The sequence below is a fragment of the Bacteroides cellulosilyticus genome, from assembly GCF_020091405.1.
Classification (GTDB): Bacteria; Bacteroidota; Bacteroidia; order Bacteroidales; family Bacteroidaceae; genus Bacteroides.
On the sequence record NZ_CP081903.1, the window covers coordinates 4,385,996 to 4,404,778 of the forward strand.

Sequence of the window (18,783 nt, forward strand, 5' to 3'; positions counted from 1 at the left end):
TATGGAAAGGACAGAAATATATAATCAGTTTGAAGAACTTAATAAGCGTGCCTCGCAGGGTGGAGGCATTGATAAGATAGAAAAACAACATGCTGCCGGGCGGATGACCGCACGCGAACGCATAGAAGCCTTGCTGGATAAAGGGACATTCAATGAGTTGGACAAGTTTGTAAATCACCGTTGCACCAATTTCGGAATGGAGAAAAAACAGATTCCGGGTGATGGCATGGTGACCGGTTATGGCAAGATTGACGGTCGTCCGGTATTTGTGTACGCCTATGACTTTACGGTGCATGGCGGTTCTTTGAGTGAAACTAATGCAGCGAAAATAGTGAAAGTACAGCAACTGGCACTCAAAAATGGCGCTCCGGTTATTGCTCTGAATGATTCGGGAGGTGCCCGTATTCAGGAAGGTGTCGGCAGTTTGTCAGGATATGCTTCTATTTTCTATCAGAATACGATTGCTTCCGGGGTGATTCCTCAAATCTCAGCTATTCTGGGCCCATGTGCCGGCGGTGCCTGTTATTCACCTGCATTGACGGATTTTATTTTTATGGTGAAAGAGAAAAGCCATATGTTCATCACAGGGCCGGATGTAGTGAAAACGGTTACGCATGAAGAAGTGGACAAGGAAGAGTTGGGTGGAGCCTATGCACATAGCAGTAAGAGTGGCGTTACTCACTTCATGTGTAACACTGAAGAAGAAACCATGCTGGCCATACGCGAATTGCTCAGCTTCCTGCCTTCCAATAATATGGAGGATGCTCCGCTTATTCCTTGTACGGATGATGCCAGACGTCAGGCAGAAGAGCTTCAAACTGTGATTCCGGAAGACCCGAACATTCCTTATGACATTAAGGATATTATAGAGCCGGTTATGGATAACCAATATTTCTTTGAAGTGATGCCCCATTTTGCAAAGAATATTGTGGTTGGCTTTGCCCGTCTGAATGGTCGTTCGGTAGGAGTTGTAGCCAACCAGCCGGCTTATCTGGCTGGTGTGCTGGATATAGACGCTTCCGATAAGGCTGCACGTTTCATCCGTTTTTGCGACTGCTTCAACATTCCGTTGATTACCTTCGAAGATGTACCGGGCTTCCTGCCTGGCGTGACGCAGGAGCATAATGGCATCATTCGTCACGGGGCAAAAATCGTCTATGCTTATGCAGAAGCTACTGTCCCTAAAATTACCCTGATAACCCGTAAGGCTTATGGCGGTGCGTACATTGTGATGTCCAGCAAACAGACAGGGGCAGACATCAATCTGGCCTATCCGCAGGCTGAAATAGCTGTGATGGGAGCCGAAGGTGCTGTGAATATATTATATAGAAATGTTACACCGGAAGAAAAATCCGGTCTGATCCAGGAATATGAATTTAAGTTTTCTAATCCGTATCGGGCTGCCGAGCGTGGTTTTATTGATGAGATTATCATGCCTCGTGATACCCGGTATAAGCTGATTCAGGCGTTAGAAATGACGCATAACAAGAGTCAGAGCAACCCACCTAAAAAGCACGGCAATATGCCACTATGATTTAGTTATGTTTCAATGTGTGCGTCTCCCCGTAGAAGTGATTTCTCCGGGGAGACTTTAAACGGATTATATGAAGATAAAATTATATATGCTTTAAATTATGGAACTATTGAAGAACCTTTTTGAAGGATACCCTGATCTTTGGGGTGGAGGAGTGGCTCATTCCGTACTGATCCTTTCACTTGTGATAGCATTTGGCATCATGCTGGCTAAAATCAAAGTGGCGGGAGTTTCATTAGGTATCACATGGATACTTTTTGTGGGTATTGTATTCGGGCATTTTGATATGACTCTGAATGAACACTTGCTTCATTTTATGAAAGAGTTCGGTCTGATCTTGTTTGTTTACTCCATAGGGTTGCAAGTGGGACCCGGTTTCTTTTCTGCTTTCAAAAAAGGCGGACTTACCTTGAATCTGTTGGCTATGCTGGTCGTTTTTCTGGGAGTAGTCATCACGATTATATTACATTTTGTCACGGGTACGCCTATCACTACTATGGTCGGTATCCTTTCCGGTGCGGTAACAAATACTCCGGGACTTGGAGCTGCCCAGCAGGCAAACAGTGATTTGAACGGAATAGATGCCCCTGAGATAGCATTGGGATATGCGGTTGCTTATCCGCTGGGTGTAGTCGGTATTATCTTGTCATTGATAGCCTTGAAATATATTTTGCGTATCAATACCAAGACAGAAGAGGCGGAAGCTGAACGTGGACTCGGACACATACAGGAACTCACTGTGCGTCCTATTTCGTTTGAAATCCGTAATGAAGCTATCGACGGGAAAAAGATAAAAGATATACGTCCGCTGATGAACCGTGATTTTGTGATTTCGCGTGTACGGTATCATGACGGGCAAGAAACGGAATTGGCTAATTCAGATACGGTATTGCATCTGAATGATAAAATTTTGGTTATCTCTACCCCTAAAGATATTGAAGCTATTAGCGTCTTCTTCGGTAAGCAGATTGATATGCAATGGGAGCAATTGGATAAGAAACTGATTTCCCGTCGTATCTTGATAACGAAACCTGAACTGAATGGAAAGATGCTTTCCCAATTGAAGATACGTAATAATTTCGGAGCCAGTATTACCCGTGTGAATCGTTCGGGAGTGGACTTGGTTGCTGCTCCGCAATTACAATTACAGATGGGCGACCGTGTTACTATTGTTGGTAGCGAGCTGGCGGTCAGTCATGCGGAAAAAGTATTGGGAAATTCAATGAAACGCTTGGATCATCCTAATCTGATACCTATATTCCTGGGGATAGCGTTAGGATGTATCCTGGGTAGTACGCCTTTCGTATTTCCGGGTATTCCCCAGCCGGTAAAGTTAGGATTGGCGGGTGGACCTCTTATTGTTTCCATTCTGATCAGTCGCTTCGGCCCTCAGTACAAAATGATTACTTATACTACCATGAGTGCCAATCTGATGCTGCGTGAGATAGGAATTTCCCTTTTCCTGGCTTGTGTGGGATTGGGTGCCGGTAAAGGATTTGTGGAAACGGTGATTTATGACGGTGGCTATGTCTGGGTAGGTTATGGTGTTATCATAACTATTGTTCCTTTGCTGATAGCCGGGCTTGTCGGACGATATGTCTTTAAATTGAACTATTATACGTTGATCGGAGTATTGGGTGGCTCAACCACGAATCCGCCCGCGTTGGCGTATTCCAATGATCTGACTTCGTGTGATGCTCCTGCGGTGGGATATGCCACTGTTTATCCGCTTACCATGTTTTTACGTGTGCTTACTGCACAAATGCTGATACTTGCATTAGCTTAATTCCTAAACTTTAATTGAATCAAACATTTTCTCTTTTGGCTTGTTGTTTACTCCCCGTAAGATTATCTTTGCGGGGAGTTTTTATGTGTAAGAAAAATGTAGTAACCAAAATGTATACAAATAAAGTAAAGAGAATAGCTGCCGTTCATGACCTGTCTGGTTTTGGGCGTGTATCCCTTACGGTTGTAATTCCGATTTTGTCTTCCATGGGCTTTCAGGTTTGCCCTTTACCTACGGCTGTGCTCTCCAGTCATACGCAATATCCGGAGTTCTCTATTCTTGACCTGACGGATGAAATGCCTAGAATTATTGCCGAATGGAAAAAGCTGGATGTACAGTTTGATGCTTTCTATACAGGATATCTCGGAGCTCCGCGTCAGGTACAGATTGTTTCGGATTTTATTGATGACTTCCGCCAGCCGGACAGCTTGGTGGTAGTTGACCCCGTATTGGGAGATAACGGACGGCTATACACAAACTTTGATGAATCAATGATTCGCGAAATGCGCCACCTGGCAACGAAGGCGGATGTGATCACCCCAAATCTCACTGAACTTTTTTATCTGATGGACAAGCCTTATAAAGCAGATAATACGGATGAAGAATTGAAATCTTACCTTCGTTTTTTATCTGATGCAGGTCCTCAGGTGGTTATTATAACAAGCGTCCCTGTTCATGAGGAGAGTCACAAGACCTCGGTATATGCTTATAATCGGGTAGGGGATCGATACTGGAAAATTACTTGCCCGTATTTGCCGGCTCATTATCCGGGAACCGGGGATACTTTTACAAGTGTCATAACCGGTGCTTTATTGCAAGGGGACAGTCTTCCTATTGCTTTGGACCGTGCCACGCAATTCATTCTTCAGGGCATTCGCGCTACTTTTGGGTATGAGTACGACAATCGGGAGGGTATTTTATTGGAAAAAGTACTGCACAATCTGGATATGCCTATCCAAAGTGCCAGCTACGAATTGATTTGAATAAAATAAGGGGGTGAACCATTCAAAAGGGACACCCCCTTATGGAAGTTATGTTATTTGTTTGGAAGTGACGCTTTTAATAAGATAGGTACTTCTGCCGGTTCATTTGCCACTTGTATTCCTGCTGCTGTCAGTGCTGCAATCTTTTCCTCGGCAGAACCGGAATTACCGGAAATAATGGCACCTGCATGTCCCATTTGCTTTCCCGGAGGTGCAGATTGTCCGGCAATAAAAGCTACGACAGGTTTTGTTACGTATTTCTTTATATATTCAGCCGCCAGTTCTTCTGCATTTCCACCAATCTCACCGATCATGACGATGGATTCCGTATCCTTATCATTTTGGAACATTTCCAATAGTTCACGGAAGTAAAGTCCTACTACGGGATCACCTCCCATGCCGATAGCGGTAGATTGGCCCATGCCGTTGGCTGTAAGATGGTAAACAATCTCGTAAGTCAATGTTCCGCTACGGCTGATCACTCCGACATTTCCCTTTTTAAAAACGTTGCCGGGTAAGATTCCGGCCAGGCTCTTTTCCGGAGAAATTAAACCGGGGCAGTTCGGTCCGATCAGCATGGCTCCTTTCAGTTGAGTGAAGCGATACGCTTTGATTACATCGAGGGTAGGGATACCTTCGGAGATACAGATAATCAGTTTGATTCCGGCATCTGCGGCTTCCATGATAGCATCTGCCGCATAGCTGGCGGGAACAAAAAGAATGGAGGCATTGGCCTGCGTCTTTTCCACTGCCTCGTACATGGTGTTGAAAACGGGAAGCCCGTCTACGGTGCTGCCTCCTTTTCCGGGAGACGTACCGCCTACTACATTCGTACCGTATTCTTTCATTTTTACGGCATGAAAATGTCCGTCTCTGCCCGTAATACCTTGTACCAACAGGCGGGTCGATTTATCAATAAGTATGCTCATAATGTTTCTCCTTTCACAGATTTTACTACCATCAGGGTGGCTTCATTCATGGTTTCCGCTACCTGAAAGCGGTTACTGTCTTTTAATAGTTTCCTGCCGATATTTTCATTGGTTCCCGTCAGTCTTACAATGACAGGAATTTCCGTTTGCAATTGGTCGAAAGCCTGTATCAATCCTATAGCTACATCGTCGCAACGAGTGATGCCGCCAAATATATTGATGAAGACCGCTTTTACTTTCGAATCATTCAGCAGTATCTTCATGGCTTCAATCACCTTCACGGGGTTTGAACTCCCACCGATATCCAGGAAATTGGCAGGTGAACCGCCATATAACTTAATCATGTCCATGGTAGTCATTGCCAGTCCGGCACCGTTTACCATGCAACCGATGTCTCCGTCCATACGTACATAACTGAACCCTCTTTCTTTGGCTGTAGCTTCGAGTTGTTCCTCCGGTGTAGGTTCGAAAAGGGCATGGATATCGGGGTGGCGGTAGAGAGCGTTATCGTCGAACACCATTTTAGCATCGATAGCCAGAAGTGTGCCTTTAGCCGTCAATACCAGCGGGTTGATTTCAGCAAGCGATGCATCGTTTTCCATGAAGGCTTTATAAAGATCCTGAAGGATGGAAGTCATACGCCTGGCTTGTTCCGCCTGGTCAAAAAGCATGAATGCAAAACGCTGTGCCAGATATTGGGGCAATCCTATCAACGGGTCGATATTATAGCGAATGATTTTCTCCGGAGTGTTGCGGGCTACTTCTTCAATATCCATTCCTCCTGCCGCACTCATGATAAGCACTACTGAACGCGTGTTGCGGTCAATGGTAAAACTGACATAATATTCAGCTGCGATATCTACAGCTTCGCTGATTAAAATTCGGGTTACAGGAAAACCTTTGATGGTCATTTGCAGAATTTCCCGGGCGTGCTGTCTTACCAGTTCTTCACTGTCAGCCAGTTTTACGCCTCCTGCCTTTCCTCGTCCACCGGTCAACACTTGTGCTTTCACAACTACTTTGTCCACTTCTAACTGCCGGAAAGCTTTTACGGCTTCATCGGGCGTATTGCATAACACATGTCGTTCTACCGGAATTCCATACTGGGAGAAGATTTCCTTTGCTTGATATTCATGTACTTTCATGGATCATGGATTATAGATTAGTATATGTCTCTAACAAATAAGATGGCTAAAAAGTTGTCAAATAAGTGATTAAGAACGAAAATAAGAAAAAGGATCGTTTCTTGTGCAATGTTATTTGTTATAAGAAAAATATGGTAATAGCGATAAAAAATGAAGTGTATTATGAAAAAAACTTGTCTTAGACTGTGAACTTTTCTGCATTTTTGGTTAATTTTGCATATTAATCTCATATTTTAATATTAAACCGTTGGGATTCCTGGTCAGATTCGGAGTCAGGAACCCTCGGATGATAACACACGAACTGTGATGAACAGGAGAAGATTTTATCAACAGAGAAAAACCTCCATGCTGTTTGCCATACTCGTATTTTTTACTCAGGTATGTGTAGCCCAGGCATATAAATATATAAGTATGGAGGATGGTCTGGGCAGTCAGAAAGTTTATCGTATCCTACAAGATTCTTTAGGATATATGTGGTTCCTTACTCAGGAAGGTCCGGACCGTTACAATGGCAAGGAAATCAGACACTATGAATTGACGGATAAGGGACAGAAGCTCAATATGCAGTTTAGCCTGAATTGGCTTTACATGGCTGACGACGGTGTGTTGTGGGGAATAGGACGGAAAGGCCGCATTTTCCGCTATGAGCAGGGGCGTGATCGGTTCGAACAGGTGTATATGCCTCCTTTGCCGGAAAAGGGAATCTCTTCGCCGAATATTACATATAGCTATATGGATCATTCCAGACGTATCTGGCTTTGCAGTAAGGAACAAATGGCATTGTTCGATACCCGTACAGGAAAGATATCGCAATTATCATCCAGTATAATCAGTAATGTCACTTCTATTGCCCAGATAGATAGGGAAAACTTCTTCATAGGTACGGAGTCCGGGTTGTATCGGGCGGTATTGGACGAATCTCGTACGTTACTTTCGTGTACGCCGGCATATAATCTTCATGCACCGGTGAGCGAGTTATTCTTTTCAGCTGCTTTGAAGAAACTGTTTGTCGGTACTTTTAAGCAGGGAGTGTGGATTTGTGATCTCAATACTTCTCAGGAAAATCGGTCGGATGAAACCCTTAGTGACGTGAATATCAAACGTATTATACCCTTTGGGGAAAGGGAAATTCTGATAGCTACTGACGGGAAAGGAATCTATCGTATGAATATTGATACATGTTATGCAGTTCCTTATATTGTAGCAGATTATAATATCCATAATGGAATGAATGGCAACAACATAAACGATGTGCATGTAGACCATGATGGTCGCATCTGGATTGCTAATTATCCCAGTGGAATAACCATCCGCGACAATCGTTACAGCGGCTACCGATGGACTCGTCATTCGGTTGGAAACCGCCAGTCACTTGTCAATAACCAGGTGCATGATGTCATTGAAGATAGTGACGGTGACCTTTGGTTCGGTACCAGCAATGGCATAAGTCTATATAGTTCCGCTACGGGGGAATGGCATTCCTTTTTCAGCACTTTTGATCATGAACTGGAAGATAAGAATCATATATTCCTGACGCTTTGTGAAATCTCGCCCGGAATTATTCTGGCAGGTGGTTTTACCTCCGGTCTTTACCAGATAGATAAACGTGCCCTTACGGTTGACTATATTGCTTCTTCTCTTTTCTTTCATTTAGACCTGCGTCCCGATCAGTACATTCGTGACATAAGGAAAGATTCGGAAGGTAATATCTGGTCAGGCGGTTTTTACAATCTGAAATGTTTTGATCTTAAAAGTGGCAAATCTCGCCTGTATTCCGGCTTGAATTCTATTACCTGCATTCGCGAAAAAGACGATTCTTCGATGTGGATTGGCACTTCGGCAGGGCTATATTTGCTAGACAAGTTTTCCGGAAAATACCGCAGCATCGATATGCCTGTGGAATCTATGCATATCCATGCCTTGTATCAGGGAGATGATGGTGTGTTGTATATAGGTACCAGTGGTTCCGGACTGGTGCTTTATAATCCCGAAGAAGAGGCCTTCGCTCAGTATTATACAGATAATAGTGCCCTTATATCCAACAATATCTATACAATTCTTCCTAAACCGGACGGGGATTTATTGCTTAGTACGGAAAATGGAATTGTTCATTTTTCACCTCGTAGAATGTCATTTAATAACTGGACGCGTGAACAGGGGCTTATGAGTGTCTGTTTCAATCCCGGTGCCGGTATTTTGCATAGCAGCGGTCGTTTTATCTTGGGAAGTAATGATGGGGTCATTGGCTTTCCTTCGGATATGCACATACCGGTCCCAACTTTTTCTCCGATGTTGCTTAGTGATTTGAATATATCCTATCAGCCTGTATATCCCGGTGATGAAGGATCGCCCTTGGAAACGGATATTAACGATACGAAAGTTTTGAAACTTAAATATGAACAGAATACTTTCTCACTGAGGGCTTCCTCCATTAATTATGACTATCCTTCTAATATTTTATACTCCTGGAGATTGGAAGGCTTTTATGATGAATGGACTACACCTTCTTCCAACGGCCTGATGCATTTCACTAATATTCCTTCGGGTAAATATATGCTTCATGTACGTTCCGTGTCTAACGAAGAAAAGTACAAGAGTTATGAACAGCGCAGTATGTTGATTACCATATCTCCTCCGTTGTGGGCTACTCCGTGGGCTATAGCCGGTTATATTATATTGGCTGTTCTGGTGTGCGTGATTCTGTTCCGTATCATTACGCTGAGGAAACAGAAGAGGATTTCGGAGGAAAAGACACGTTTTTTTATAAATACAGCTCACGACATCCGTACACCTCTGACCCTGATAAAGGCCCCGCTGGAAGAATTACGGAACAAAGATATGGTGAATGAGGAAGGTAAGGGACATGTGAGCATGGCTCTGAGAAATGTGGATGTTCTTTTACGGCTTATAACAAATCTTATTAATTTTGAACGTATCAACACCTATTCGTCACATATGTATATTGCTGAATATGAATTAGGTGCGTATATGTCAGGCATTTGTGACACATTTCATGCGTATGCAAACATCAAGCATATCAGGTTGACTTACGAAAGTAATTTCCAATACCTGAACGTGTGGTTTGACAGGGATAAGATGGATTCTATCATGAAAAATATCCTATCGAACGCCATGAAATATACACCGGAAAATGGGAACATATATGTCAGTGCATCAGAATATGAGGATGGGTGGGGCATTGAGGTGAAAGATACCGGAATCGGTATTCCCCGCAATGAACAGAAAGGACTTTTTCATACCTATTTTCGAGGTAGCAATGCCATCAACTTGAGGGTTAGCGGTAGTGGAATCGGCCTGGCATTGGTGCATAGGCTGGTGCGTTTACATGGTGGAAAAATAACTATAGAAAGTACGGCGGAACAAGGTACACTGGTAAGAATCATTTTTCCTAAGGGGAACAAACATTTTCGTAAAGCCAGTATCATATCTGCAACTCCGGAGCGATCTATCAGCATGCCGGAAGTTGTTACTCCGGCACTTTCTGCCGTTGAGCCCAAGCAGGGTGATGCTTCTTCCCGGCGTATCCTCATCGTGGAGGATAATGACGATTTGCGTATTTATCTGGTGAATACGCTTGGTGAGGATTATCTGGTGCAGTCCTGTCACAACGGAAAGGAGGCTCTTGAAATCCTATCCGAGTTTAAGCCGGATCTTGTGTTGTCAGATATTATGATGCCGGAAATGTCGGGAGATGAATTGTGTGCCGCCATTAAGGGTAATATTGAAACATCTCATATTCCGGTGCTTCTGTTGACTGCATTGGGTGATGAGAAAAACATGCTGGAAGGACTGAAGATAGGTGCGGATGATTACATGGCGAAACCTTTCAGCATCAGCATACTGAAGGCGAGTGTCAACCGTTTGATTACCAATCGGATCTTATTGCATAAGAAGTATGGCAGTTCGGACTTCGAAACTGAAAAATGGCCGAAAGGGTGTCGGGATACACTTGACTGGAAATTCATAGCTTCCGTCAGGGAAAATGTGGAGAAGAACATGGCCGATCCGGATTTTACGGTAGATATGCTTTGTTCGCTTCACCACATGAGCCGCAGCAGTTTCTATAATAAAGTGAAAGCATTGACTGATTGTTCTCCGGCAGATTATGTACGTCTCATCCGTATGCAGTATGCTGCCCGAATGTTGAAAGAAGGCGAACACTCTATTACGGAAATAGCGGATATGACCGGGTTCTGCGATGCAAAATATTTCAGAGAGGTATTCCGGAAGCATTTCGGGGTCAGTCCGAGCGAGTATAGGGGAAAAGTCTGAAATACGTGCCGGATGATTTTATTTTCCGGCACGTATTCTTTTTACACATTCATGGCATTGGCACTCAGTGCCCCTACTATAGCCGAAGCTACCGCAATCACAATTTTGAAAATTTTATCCCAGATAGACTTTTTCATATTCTTTGATTAAATGATTAGTGATATTTTAACCCAGTGGATTTTCATCCAGTCCTCCACCGCCGGAACCTCCCTGCCCATCTGACGAACTTCCGTCCTTGTTTACCAATGCTTCCAGATCGTAGAAGTCAATTTTCTGTCCGGCGCGTGTTGCCGTTACGTCCGGTCTGATGGTGGTCGAGGGTCGGAAATTGATTTTCACGGCCTTGATGTTCTTAGCCGTGCAATCCTCCTTTTTCTCCACTCCGAGGGTCCGTGCCGACAGGCTGAAAACCCCGAAGTCCTTTATGTTCACCGATTGTCCGCCATACAGCTTGTCAATCAGTGCTTCTACAAAGTTGGTAATTACACTTTTAATGTCTCCCAAGGTAAGTGAACTTTTCTCCTTCATCACGTACGCCACGTCTTCCAGGTCGGCATTGTCCCCTAACGTTACTAGTTGTGGATAAAACTTTGCCACCGCATCCTCCTTTCGCGGATCTTTCCGCGGAATCTTCTTGAATGGTACTCCCATAATCAATAATTTTTTAAAAGTTAAAAAACAAGGTTATTTAATGATCCTCGGGGGAAAGCTGTCCGTATCCTCTTCTCATGCTTTTCTTAATTTACTCTGCCATCATGGGCTTGCCGGAAGATTTTCGCTCTTTTCTCCTTTGGACACTGCAAATATACCCTGTTCTTTTTCCTTCCACTTTCCGCTTGACGTTATTTGAGTTTGTATGAAAAAAAGAGACTTTCAATGAGAGGTAATACCTCCTTTATTCCTTTCGGATATCGTTGCAAATGAGTACCTTTATACCATATAAATCACTAAAAAACAAACTTATGAAAGAAGAAAACTTAGATGAGAAAGTCCCTGTCCGTGCTTATACCAAAGCCGACCTTGCCATGCTTTACAATCCCGGTGTATGTATTACTACCGCCCTGCAGCTTCTCCGCCGGTGGATTTATGCTAACAAGCAACTGATGACGGAATTGCAGGAAGCGGGTTATAACAAGAACCGCCATTTCTATATGCCCCTTGAAGTAAAACTTATCTTCAAGTATCTGGGAGAGCCTTAGAATATCCGGCAGGGAGTGTGCCTCTCCTTTGTAAATAAAATGCCAATATATGTGGCGGGTGATAAGAATATATGTAATGCCACATTACAATACATCTAATCACCCGCTATATTATATGCTACCCGGTGGAATCTTCTTCCCGTGGATTCTATCCGAAATCCCTAAAACGGTAATCCCCCCTCGGCTTTATCGCCTTCTTCCGTCTTCCCGTCCTGTCCTTTTTTCCTGAATCCTTTTCTTACTTCATCTTCCGTCAAGTCCACCACCTGATATTCCGTGCTTCCCTGTTCGTTCTTTCTCGTCCTGAATCCGTATTTTTCCAGTGATAGCGCCAAGGTCTGTATGGTTTGCCTGTTCACCTGTATTTTGCCGTAGATCGCTATTTTGGTAAGTATGGCTGCGGCCGGTATCCACTTCACGCATAGATCCTCCGCTTCCGGCTTTCGGAAGTATATGAACAGGTTTTCTTCCACGGGGTCCTTCATCCTGTGCAGCTCATTGTGCCGGTTAAGCTCGTCAATTTCTTCTCCCTCGTACCAATACTGGTATCCTTCCTTCATCAATGCGTAAGCCTGCGCGTATATCCCCTCGTAATTGACCGGTGTTCTATAATCCAGCGTAATGACTGAAGAGGGCAGGAATCTCCTGTTTCCCCCTATGTCCTGCAGGCATTGGCGGCTGTTTGTGCTTGCAATGAACGATGCATGACGCGTGAAGTTATATGCCTGTAAGTCATAGGCCTTTCTCTCGGTGATGCTTTCCTGTGTGATGATCCGCTTGAGACCCGCCAGTTCTTCCATTCTGACGCCTTCAAATTCCTCCATGTTGATGATCAGATGCGTACTTAGCAGTATCTGGTGATCTGTTTTTTCCGATCCCACCATTCCGTTTCTGTAATACTCTTTCCATTCCGGTGGCAACAGTCTTCGTATCCATGTACTCTTTCCCTTTCCCTGCTCGGAGTATAGTATGATGACCAGATGGTTCACCGTGTCGTCCTGCAATGCTCCTGCCAGCATTCCCACGAACCACCTTCGGAAACTCTTCCTCCAGAATTCCTGGTCTTCGGTCTGCACCGTATCCGCCAGTTCCCCGATGTAGTCTTTCACTCCGTCCCATGGTCTCAACTTCTCTATGTAGGCTGTGAATGGATTGAACTCCCTTGCATACGATGAATCAATGATCGCCTGCAGATAATTTCTGAAGCATTTGATTCTTGTCAGTTGCAGGTCCAGGAATATTGAATTGTAGCTTCTTGTTCTCATGGGGCGGAACTTTCCTTTCCATTTCTCATCCTTTTCGTTTAGGTTTAGATATTCCAGCCGGTCCAGTATCACGTTTCTTCGTATGTCATAATGCGTCTTCAGGAATTCCAGCAGCTGGTCGATGGTATCTGTTTTCTCTTCCTTCCGCCCGAGTGCTTCGTAGGTCTTGTCCGTGTATACATAAGCGTTGTGCAGGGGCGTGGCCATATCAATTCCCTTTTCCTCCGGTCCGAATTTCTCCTGTACCAGTCTGACTACCACCTTTTCGTCCAGTCCTTTGGCATAGCATTTGTTTCCCAGTGCGAATAGGAAGTTGTCCCTGTTTCCGGATTCAAACCTCGATGTCCTCTTCACTGCGAGCACTGCCTTGCCGAACTCCATCCTTTCCCACGGCTCAGCTTCCACTTTGCCGGCCTCCGGCTTTTTATCACCCACCGCCTTATCACTTATCACCTTATCATTCAATATCTTATCACTTATCACCTTACCACTCATCACTCCATCACTCTTCCTTCTACCGGCTTGCGGCTTTTCCGGAGGAATGATGTCGGTCAGCGCCTCGTCCACCTCTTTCATCAGTTCCTCGTTCAGATACGCCTTCCCATCGAAAGAGGTGAAGAATCCCCTTGAGATGTCTTTTCCGCTTCCGTCTACTTCTACTTCCAATAGCTGCTCGTAGTATTCCTTGCAGGCGTCATACATCATCCTGTGATACTTCTCCAGGGTTGCGAAGTCCATTTTTCCAACAGAGAATATTTCCCTCAGGGTCCGTGCGTATTGTGTACGCAGGAATACGAAGACTTTGAATCCATGTCCCTTTGGAGTGAGGAAACTGCCCAATGTATTGGGATCTTTATTTATTTTCTCCCTCAACTCTTCCAGTTTCTCCCCGGGCTGGTCGTCGATGTCCAGTACAATGGCATGGGTGTGCCTTGTAATGCTGTATGCCTGCCTTTTCTCCCTGTACCCTGCCGTTACGGTATAGAATGGCAACTGCTTCTTCACATGGTTCGCCTCCTCTATCTTTCCCTGGCTGACGAGCAGCCTGATTTTGAGTACGAGCTTTGCATACAATCCTTTTGTAATGTCCTCAATCACTTTGCGGAGAGTAATTTCTCCCCTGACGTTGCTGAATCCGCTGTAAGCGGTAACCGGAATATTTTCCATTTCTATTTTAGTTGTTTAAACTTGCCTTATGGCGGTGCGAATTAGGGGATAATATCCGGAACGGCAAAAACGCCTTTTTAAGCAAAAAAGGCGTTTTTCCACAATTTTGATTGACTACTTCTTTTTCTCTTTTTTTCTCCTTTCCATCTCTTCTTCCCTGATTTTTTTTCTTAAGTTAATGATTTCAGTATTAATGCTTTCCAGGGACAGGAATCCTTCTTCGTGCTTCCCCTTTTCAAAAAGTGCGATACAGTCCAGCTTTCTTGCCAGGTGCATGGTTCCTTTCAATCCGGCCTCTTTTTTCCGGCTGATCAGCATGTTTATCCATGGCTTGAGAAATTCTTTTCTCTCTTCCGCCCGAACCCGTATGTGTTTGTCAAAAGCCTCATTTTCAACCAACAGGATCTCAATCCTGTTTTCCTTTCTCTCGATTTGGATGTCGAAACCATCCTTGTTGATGAGTTCAATACTCAAGATTGTGTTTTTTTATCCATAAAACCACAAAGTTAGAAGTTAGTAATTTATTTTAAGTTTACTATTCGAAAGCAAAATTAACGGTAATCTTTCTAATATCTACTATTTCCGTTTATAAAAATGAATGTTTTATTTGTTTTGTGTTACATACATAATGATAAATAGGTAGGGGGACCTACCACCTATTAACTATAAAATGTGTGTAACAAGATATAAAGAAAAAGTAGGGAAATACGCGCCTGTGAGTGCGTATGCGCAGGTACATTATTATAAAGAAAAGGTGAAGTTGAGAGGCTATACGGATCAGTTTGCAATGCTGATGAAATAGGTGGTAGAGTAGGTGATATGAATGTTATGTCAATAATGATTGAGGTAAATTAGGGGTGTTTTTTAATCGTTCGATTAATGTGCACAAAGATAATGTCAAGAAATGAAACAACAAAATATTCTGATAAATAAATGCGATTAAATTTTTCTTTCAGTCTATATATTACTAATCTATAGAGGGTTATACCAGAAATAAAATTGTGCGTTGGGGACTGTTTCTTATTGAAAGAATCTTAGGGTAAATATGGCTTAGAAAAGTGTCTTTTAATCGAACGATTAAAAGACACTTTTCTCTATTAATCCGTTCGTTTATAGCTTTTTACCTGCAATATAGCCACGGTAATGAACAGCTACAATAAGTCAATTGGCAAGATGAACACAAAGCTTGCCGTATCTACGATAAAGTGTTCGCAAGTGATTGAAACTCAAGTGTATGCAAGGGTGTCAAAACCCCGGAGGAACACCCTTTTCTGAACAAAAACATCGAATGGAGGAGCGAAAACATCAAATGGAACCGGAAAAAGAGCCTGAAATCTGGTATGCAATGCGTGCCACATACCGTAGGGAGCCTGATGCAATGCGTCTACTCGAAAAGGAGAAATTGGGCTGTTTCATTCCTATGCAATACAATACAATCATCAAGAAAGGGAAAAAGGTTCGCGCTTTAGTTCCTGTCATTCACAACTTGATCTTTGTCCATGCCCGTCCTTCGGAAGTGAAGCGTGTCAAGTCCCAGGTCACTTACCTGCAATACATCACCGACACCCGTAGCGGACAGAAGATAATCATCCCCGATAATGATATGCAACGTTTCATCGCTGTAGCCGGTACCTACAACGATCATCTGATATACTTCCAACCCGAAGAGTTGAACTTGTCAAAAGGTACAAAAGTCCGCATCACCGGTGGTGACTTCGAAGGTCAGGAAGGTGTTTTCCTGAAAGTGAAAGGTGCCCGCGACCGCCGTGTCATTATTGCAATACAAGGAGTCATTGCCGTTGCCATGGCTACCATCCATCCGGATCTTATAGAAGTAGTCAAATAGTTGGCAGTTGACAATCAATTATTGATAGTTGACAGTTGATAAATCATAAATCTGAAATCATAATAGTTATGTCTTTTTCTGAAGAAACAGTTGCTCTTCAGCGTGCCGCGCACGAGCTGATGTATTTGGGCATGGACGGTAGTCCCATTTATAGCGATGACCTTTCCCGTCGTAACGGTGAAGTTTACCGTTTGACTACGGATTTGTATAATTCCGGTGTCAAGGGGTCAACAATTGAAGAGCAGGCGAATGTCTGCCTTGCGCTGTTGATGGGCTATAGTGCCTCGTTTATCGATCACGGTGAAAAACAGAAGCATATTCAGGAAATTCTGGATCGTTGTTGGGATATCCTTGATGTCCTCCCTGTTTCATTGCTGAAGCTTCGTTTGCTCACCGCCTGCTATGGTGAAGTGTTTGATGAACCTTTGGCTGACGAAGGGCGTGCAATTATTGTTTCCTGGAATTCCGCGGAGATTACTCCCGAACAGCAAGAAGCTATTGAGGAGTTTCAAAATGTAATAGACAATCCCTATCCGTGGGAAGAAATAGAAGAGTAGAAAAAGCGATAAATAAAGCTTTCCTAAATAGGTTTTATGCTTTCTATAACAAATTATTACGTATTACGAAAACAATATAATGAAAAAGATAATGCTCGTGTTTGGTACTCGTCCAGAGGCCATCAAAATGTGTCCACTCGTCAAGAAGTTCCAGAAGCACACTAGTGAGTTCGAAACAATTGTTTGTGTTACCGGTCAGCATCGTGAAATGCTCGAGCAGGTACTCAAAATCTTTGAGGTTACTCCCGACTATGATCTCAACATTATGAAACAAGGTCAAGATTTGACCGATGTTACCACTCGCGTACTCACGGGTATGCGTGATGTTTTCCAACAGGTGCATCCAGATGTTGTGCTAGTACATGGCGACACCACAACCTCTACAGCAGCAGCTCTTGCAGCCTTCTATCAGCAGATTCCTGTTGGACACGTAGAGGCTGGCCTTCGCACCCACAATATTTACAGCCCATGGCCAGAGGAGATAAACCGTCAGATTACAAGTCGAATCGCCACATACAATTTCTCGCCAACCCCTCTTTCTGAGAGCAACCTGCGAGCAGAGAAGGTGCTTGGTCAGATCTTCGTCACTGGAAATACCGTCATTGATGCCCTTCACATGGTAGTCGATAAGCTGAAGAATGATGTAACCCTTGCCAAAGAGCAGGATGGTGTACTTGTTACTGCAGGTTATGACGTTACCCGTTTGAAGTATGGTAAGAAGCTCGTCCTCATTACTGGGCATCGTCGTGAGAATTTTGGCAATGGTTTCATCCACATGTGTACTGCTATCAAGAATCTCACTCAGAAGTACCCTGATGTAGATTTCGTGTATCCAATGCACCTCAATCCCAATGTCCGTAGGCCAATCCATGAGGTTTTTGGCGAGAACCTCGAAGGCTTTAGCAACATGTTCTTCATTGAACCACTCCAGTACCTTGAGTTTATTTACCTGATGGAGAAGTCAACCATCGTTCTCACTGATTCAGGTGGTATTCAAGAGGAGGCTCCTGGTCTTGGAAAACCAGTACTCGTTATGCGTGATACCACTGAACGACCTGAGGCACTTTTCAGCGGTACCGTTCATCTTGTAGGTACCGACTGTGACAAGATTGTTAGTGAGGTGAGCACTCTTCTCGATGATCCAGATGCTTACGCTAAGATGTCTCATGCTGTCAATCCTTATGGCGATGGAAAAGCATGTTCACGTATTATTGCAGCTCTCAATGGTGAGAATCCGAAGCCTTATGGAATGTAAATAATAATAAAAGCAGGCGCATAGGAAGAACTGTTAGATTTGCTGTTCGAAAAAGCTACTTGTTTTAATGAAAATATTAGCATTCAAGATATGGATGTAATTAAGACTGCCATTGAAGGTGTTGTTATTATAGAGCCCACGGTATTTAGGGACGCCAGAGGATATTTCTTTGAGAGTTTCTCTCAACAAGAATTCGAAGAGAAGGTACGTAAGATTAATTTTGTACAGGATAATGAATCAATGTCCTCTTATGGCGTGATGAGAGGTTTGCACTTTCAGCATCCTCCATTTACCCAGAGCAAACTAGTTCGCTGTGTCAAAGGAGTTGTTCTTGATGTAGCTGTAGATATCCGTAAGGGCTCATCTTCCTACGGGCAACATGTGGCGGTGGAACTAACTGAAGACAACCATCGTCAGTTCTTTGTACCAAGAGGTTTTGCACATGGTTTTGTAGTACTCAGCGAGACAGCTGTGTTCCAGTATAAGTGTGATAATTTCTATGTTCCTCAAGCAGATGGTGGTATCTCCATTAAGGATGATTCTCTGGGCATTGATTGGTACATTCCCATTGAAAATGCACTTCTGAGCAAAAAAGATACAAAACACGAATTATTTAAGGAGCTTGATAGTCCTTTTGATATTAATGTAGATCTTTATCCAGAATTCAAATAAAAATGAATATAAGAAATATTATTTGGAAAATTAAGTTTTATAGAGCTGGTGCATATGAAACTGCAGAAATGATGTCAGACAAGTTTTACCATCTCGGATCAAATGTTCAACTTCATACAAAATCTTTTGGCACGGAACCGTATCTTATTAGT

At 43.5% G+C, this 18,783-nt stretch carries 15 protein-coding genes; 9 read left to right on the plus strand and 6 right to left on the minus strand.

Going from position 1 to position 18,783, the window contains the following annotated elements:
• Position 1 precedes the first annotated feature (1 nt).
• From K6V21_RS16235 to K6V21_RS16245, 3 genes are all read left to right on the plus strand, one after another.
• Positions 2 to 1,534: an acyl-CoA carboxylase subunit beta gene (locus tag K6V21_RS16235; RefSeq protein WP_007216218.1), complete on the plus strand. Its 1,533-nt coding sequence runs from the start codon at positions 2 to 4 to the stop codon at positions 1,532 to 1,534.
• A gap of 100 nt (positions 1,535 to 1,634) precedes the next feature.
• The gene (locus K6V21_RS16240) at positions 1,635 to 3,320 is read left to right on the plus strand and encodes a putative transporter (RefSeq protein WP_007216219.1); all 1,686 of its coding nucleotides are present in this window, start codon (positions 1,635 to 1,637) and stop codon (positions 3,318 to 3,320) included.
• 110 nt (positions 3,321 to 3,430) lie between these two features.
• Positions 3,431 to 4,303: a pyridoxamine kinase gene (locus tag K6V21_RS16245; protein WP_060407723.1), complete on the plus strand. Its 873-nt coding sequence runs from the start codon at positions 3,431 to 3,433 to the stop codon at positions 4,301 to 4,303.
• Positions 4,304 to 4,356: 53 nt separating this feature from the next.
• Here the strand turns inward: K6V21_RS16245 and sucD are convergent, their stop codons facing one another.
• Both sucD and sucC read right to left on the minus strand, forming a co-directional pair.
• Positions 4,357 to 5,232 carry a succinate--CoA ligase subunit alpha gene (gene sucD, locus K6V21_RS16250; RefSeq protein ID WP_060407724.1) on the minus strand — a complete coding sequence of 292 codons (876 nt, stop codon included), beginning with the start codon at positions 5,230 to 5,232 and terminating at the stop codon, positions 4,357 to 4,359.
• Entirely contained in the window at positions 5,229 to 6,377 is a 1,149-nt protein-coding gene (gene sucC / locus K6V21_RS16255) for an ADP-forming succinate--CoA ligase subunit beta (RefSeq protein ID WP_224319272.1), read from the minus strand. The genes sucD and sucC overlap by 4 nt, the downstream gene beginning before the upstream one ends.
• Positions 6,378 to 6,683: 306 nt before the next feature.
• Between sucC and K6V21_RS16260 the strand changes: the two genes are divergently transcribed.
• Positions 6,684 to 10,670 carry a two-component regulator propeller domain-containing protein gene (locus tag K6V21_RS16260; protein ID WP_224319273.1) on the plus strand — a complete coding sequence of 1,329 codons (3,987 nt, stop codon included), beginning with the start codon at positions 6,684 to 6,686 and terminating at the stop codon, positions 10,668 to 10,670.
• Between the two features lie 41 nt (positions 10,671 to 10,711).
• Here K6V21_RS16260 and K6V21_RS16265 read toward each other — a convergent pair whose 3' ends face one another.
• Both K6V21_RS16265 and K6V21_RS16270 read right to left on the minus strand, forming a co-directional pair.
• On the minus strand, positions 10,712 to 10,807 hold the full coding sequence (locus tag K6V21_RS16265) for a smalltalk protein (RefSeq protein ID WP_224319274.1): 96 nt from the start codon (positions 10,805 to 10,807) through the stop codon (positions 10,712 to 10,714).
• A gap of 28 nt (positions 10,808 to 10,835) precedes the next feature.
• Positions 10,836 to 11,321, minus strand: a complete 486-nt coding sequence (locus K6V21_RS16270; protein ID WP_224319275.1) for an HU family DNA-binding protein — start codon at positions 11,319 to 11,321, stop codon at positions 10,836 to 10,838.
• A 311-nt stretch (positions 11,322 to 11,632) separates the two neighbouring features.
• Between K6V21_RS16270 and K6V21_RS16275 the strand changes: the two genes are divergently transcribed.
• Positions 11,633 to 11,869, plus strand: coding sequence for a DUF4248 domain-containing protein (locus tag K6V21_RS16275; protein ID WP_224319276.1), 237 nt, complete (start codon positions 11,633 to 11,635; stop codon positions 11,867 to 11,869).
• Positions 11,870 to 12,030: 161 nt separating this feature from the next.
• Here the strand turns inward: K6V21_RS16275 and K6V21_RS16280 are convergent, their stop codons facing one another.
• Both K6V21_RS16280 and K6V21_RS16285 read right to left on the minus strand, forming a co-directional pair.
• On the minus strand, positions 12,031 to 14,301 hold the full coding sequence (locus K6V21_RS16280; RefSeq protein ID WP_224319277.1) for a VapE domain-containing protein: 2,271 nt from the start codon (positions 14,299 to 14,301) through the stop codon (positions 12,031 to 12,033).
• 114 nt (positions 14,302 to 14,415) lie between these two features.
• Positions 14,416 to 14,775, minus strand: coding sequence for a hypothetical protein (locus K6V21_RS16285; RefSeq protein WP_224319278.1), 360 nt, complete (start codon positions 14,773 to 14,775; stop codon positions 14,416 to 14,418).
• A gap of 835 nt (positions 14,776 to 15,610) precedes the next feature.
• Here K6V21_RS16285 and K6V21_RS16290 point away from each other — a divergent pair.
• The 4 genes from K6V21_RS16290 to rfbC all read left to right on the plus strand — a co-directional run bounded on the left by K6V21_RS16290 (position 15,611) and on the right by rfbC (position 18,631).
• Positions 15,611 to 16,147: a UpxY family transcription antiterminator gene (locus K6V21_RS16290; RefSeq protein WP_224322060.1), complete on the plus strand. Its 537-nt coding sequence runs from the start codon at positions 15,611 to 15,613 to the stop codon at positions 16,145 to 16,147.
• Between the two features lie 68 nt (positions 16,148 to 16,215).
• A complete protein-coding gene (locus tag K6V21_RS16295) occupies positions 16,216 to 16,704 on the plus strand; it encodes a UpxZ family transcription anti-terminator antagonist (protein WP_224319279.1) in 489 nt (162 codons plus the stop codon).
• A gap of 79 nt (positions 16,705 to 16,783) precedes the next feature.
• Positions 16,784 to 17,959 carry a non-hydrolyzing UDP-N-acetylglucosamine 2-epimerase gene (wecB, locus tag K6V21_RS16300; RefSeq protein ID WP_224319280.1) on the plus strand — a complete coding sequence of 392 codons (1,176 nt, stop codon included), beginning with the start codon at positions 16,784 to 16,786 and terminating at the stop codon, positions 17,957 to 17,959.
• A 90-nt stretch (positions 17,960 to 18,049) separates the two neighbouring features.
• On the plus strand, positions 18,050 to 18,631 hold the full coding sequence (rfbC, locus tag K6V21_RS16305; protein WP_224319281.1) for a dTDP-4-dehydrorhamnose 3,5-epimerase: 582 nt from the start codon (positions 18,050 to 18,052) through the stop codon (positions 18,629 to 18,631).
• Positions 18,632 to 18,783: the final 152 nt, after the last annotated feature.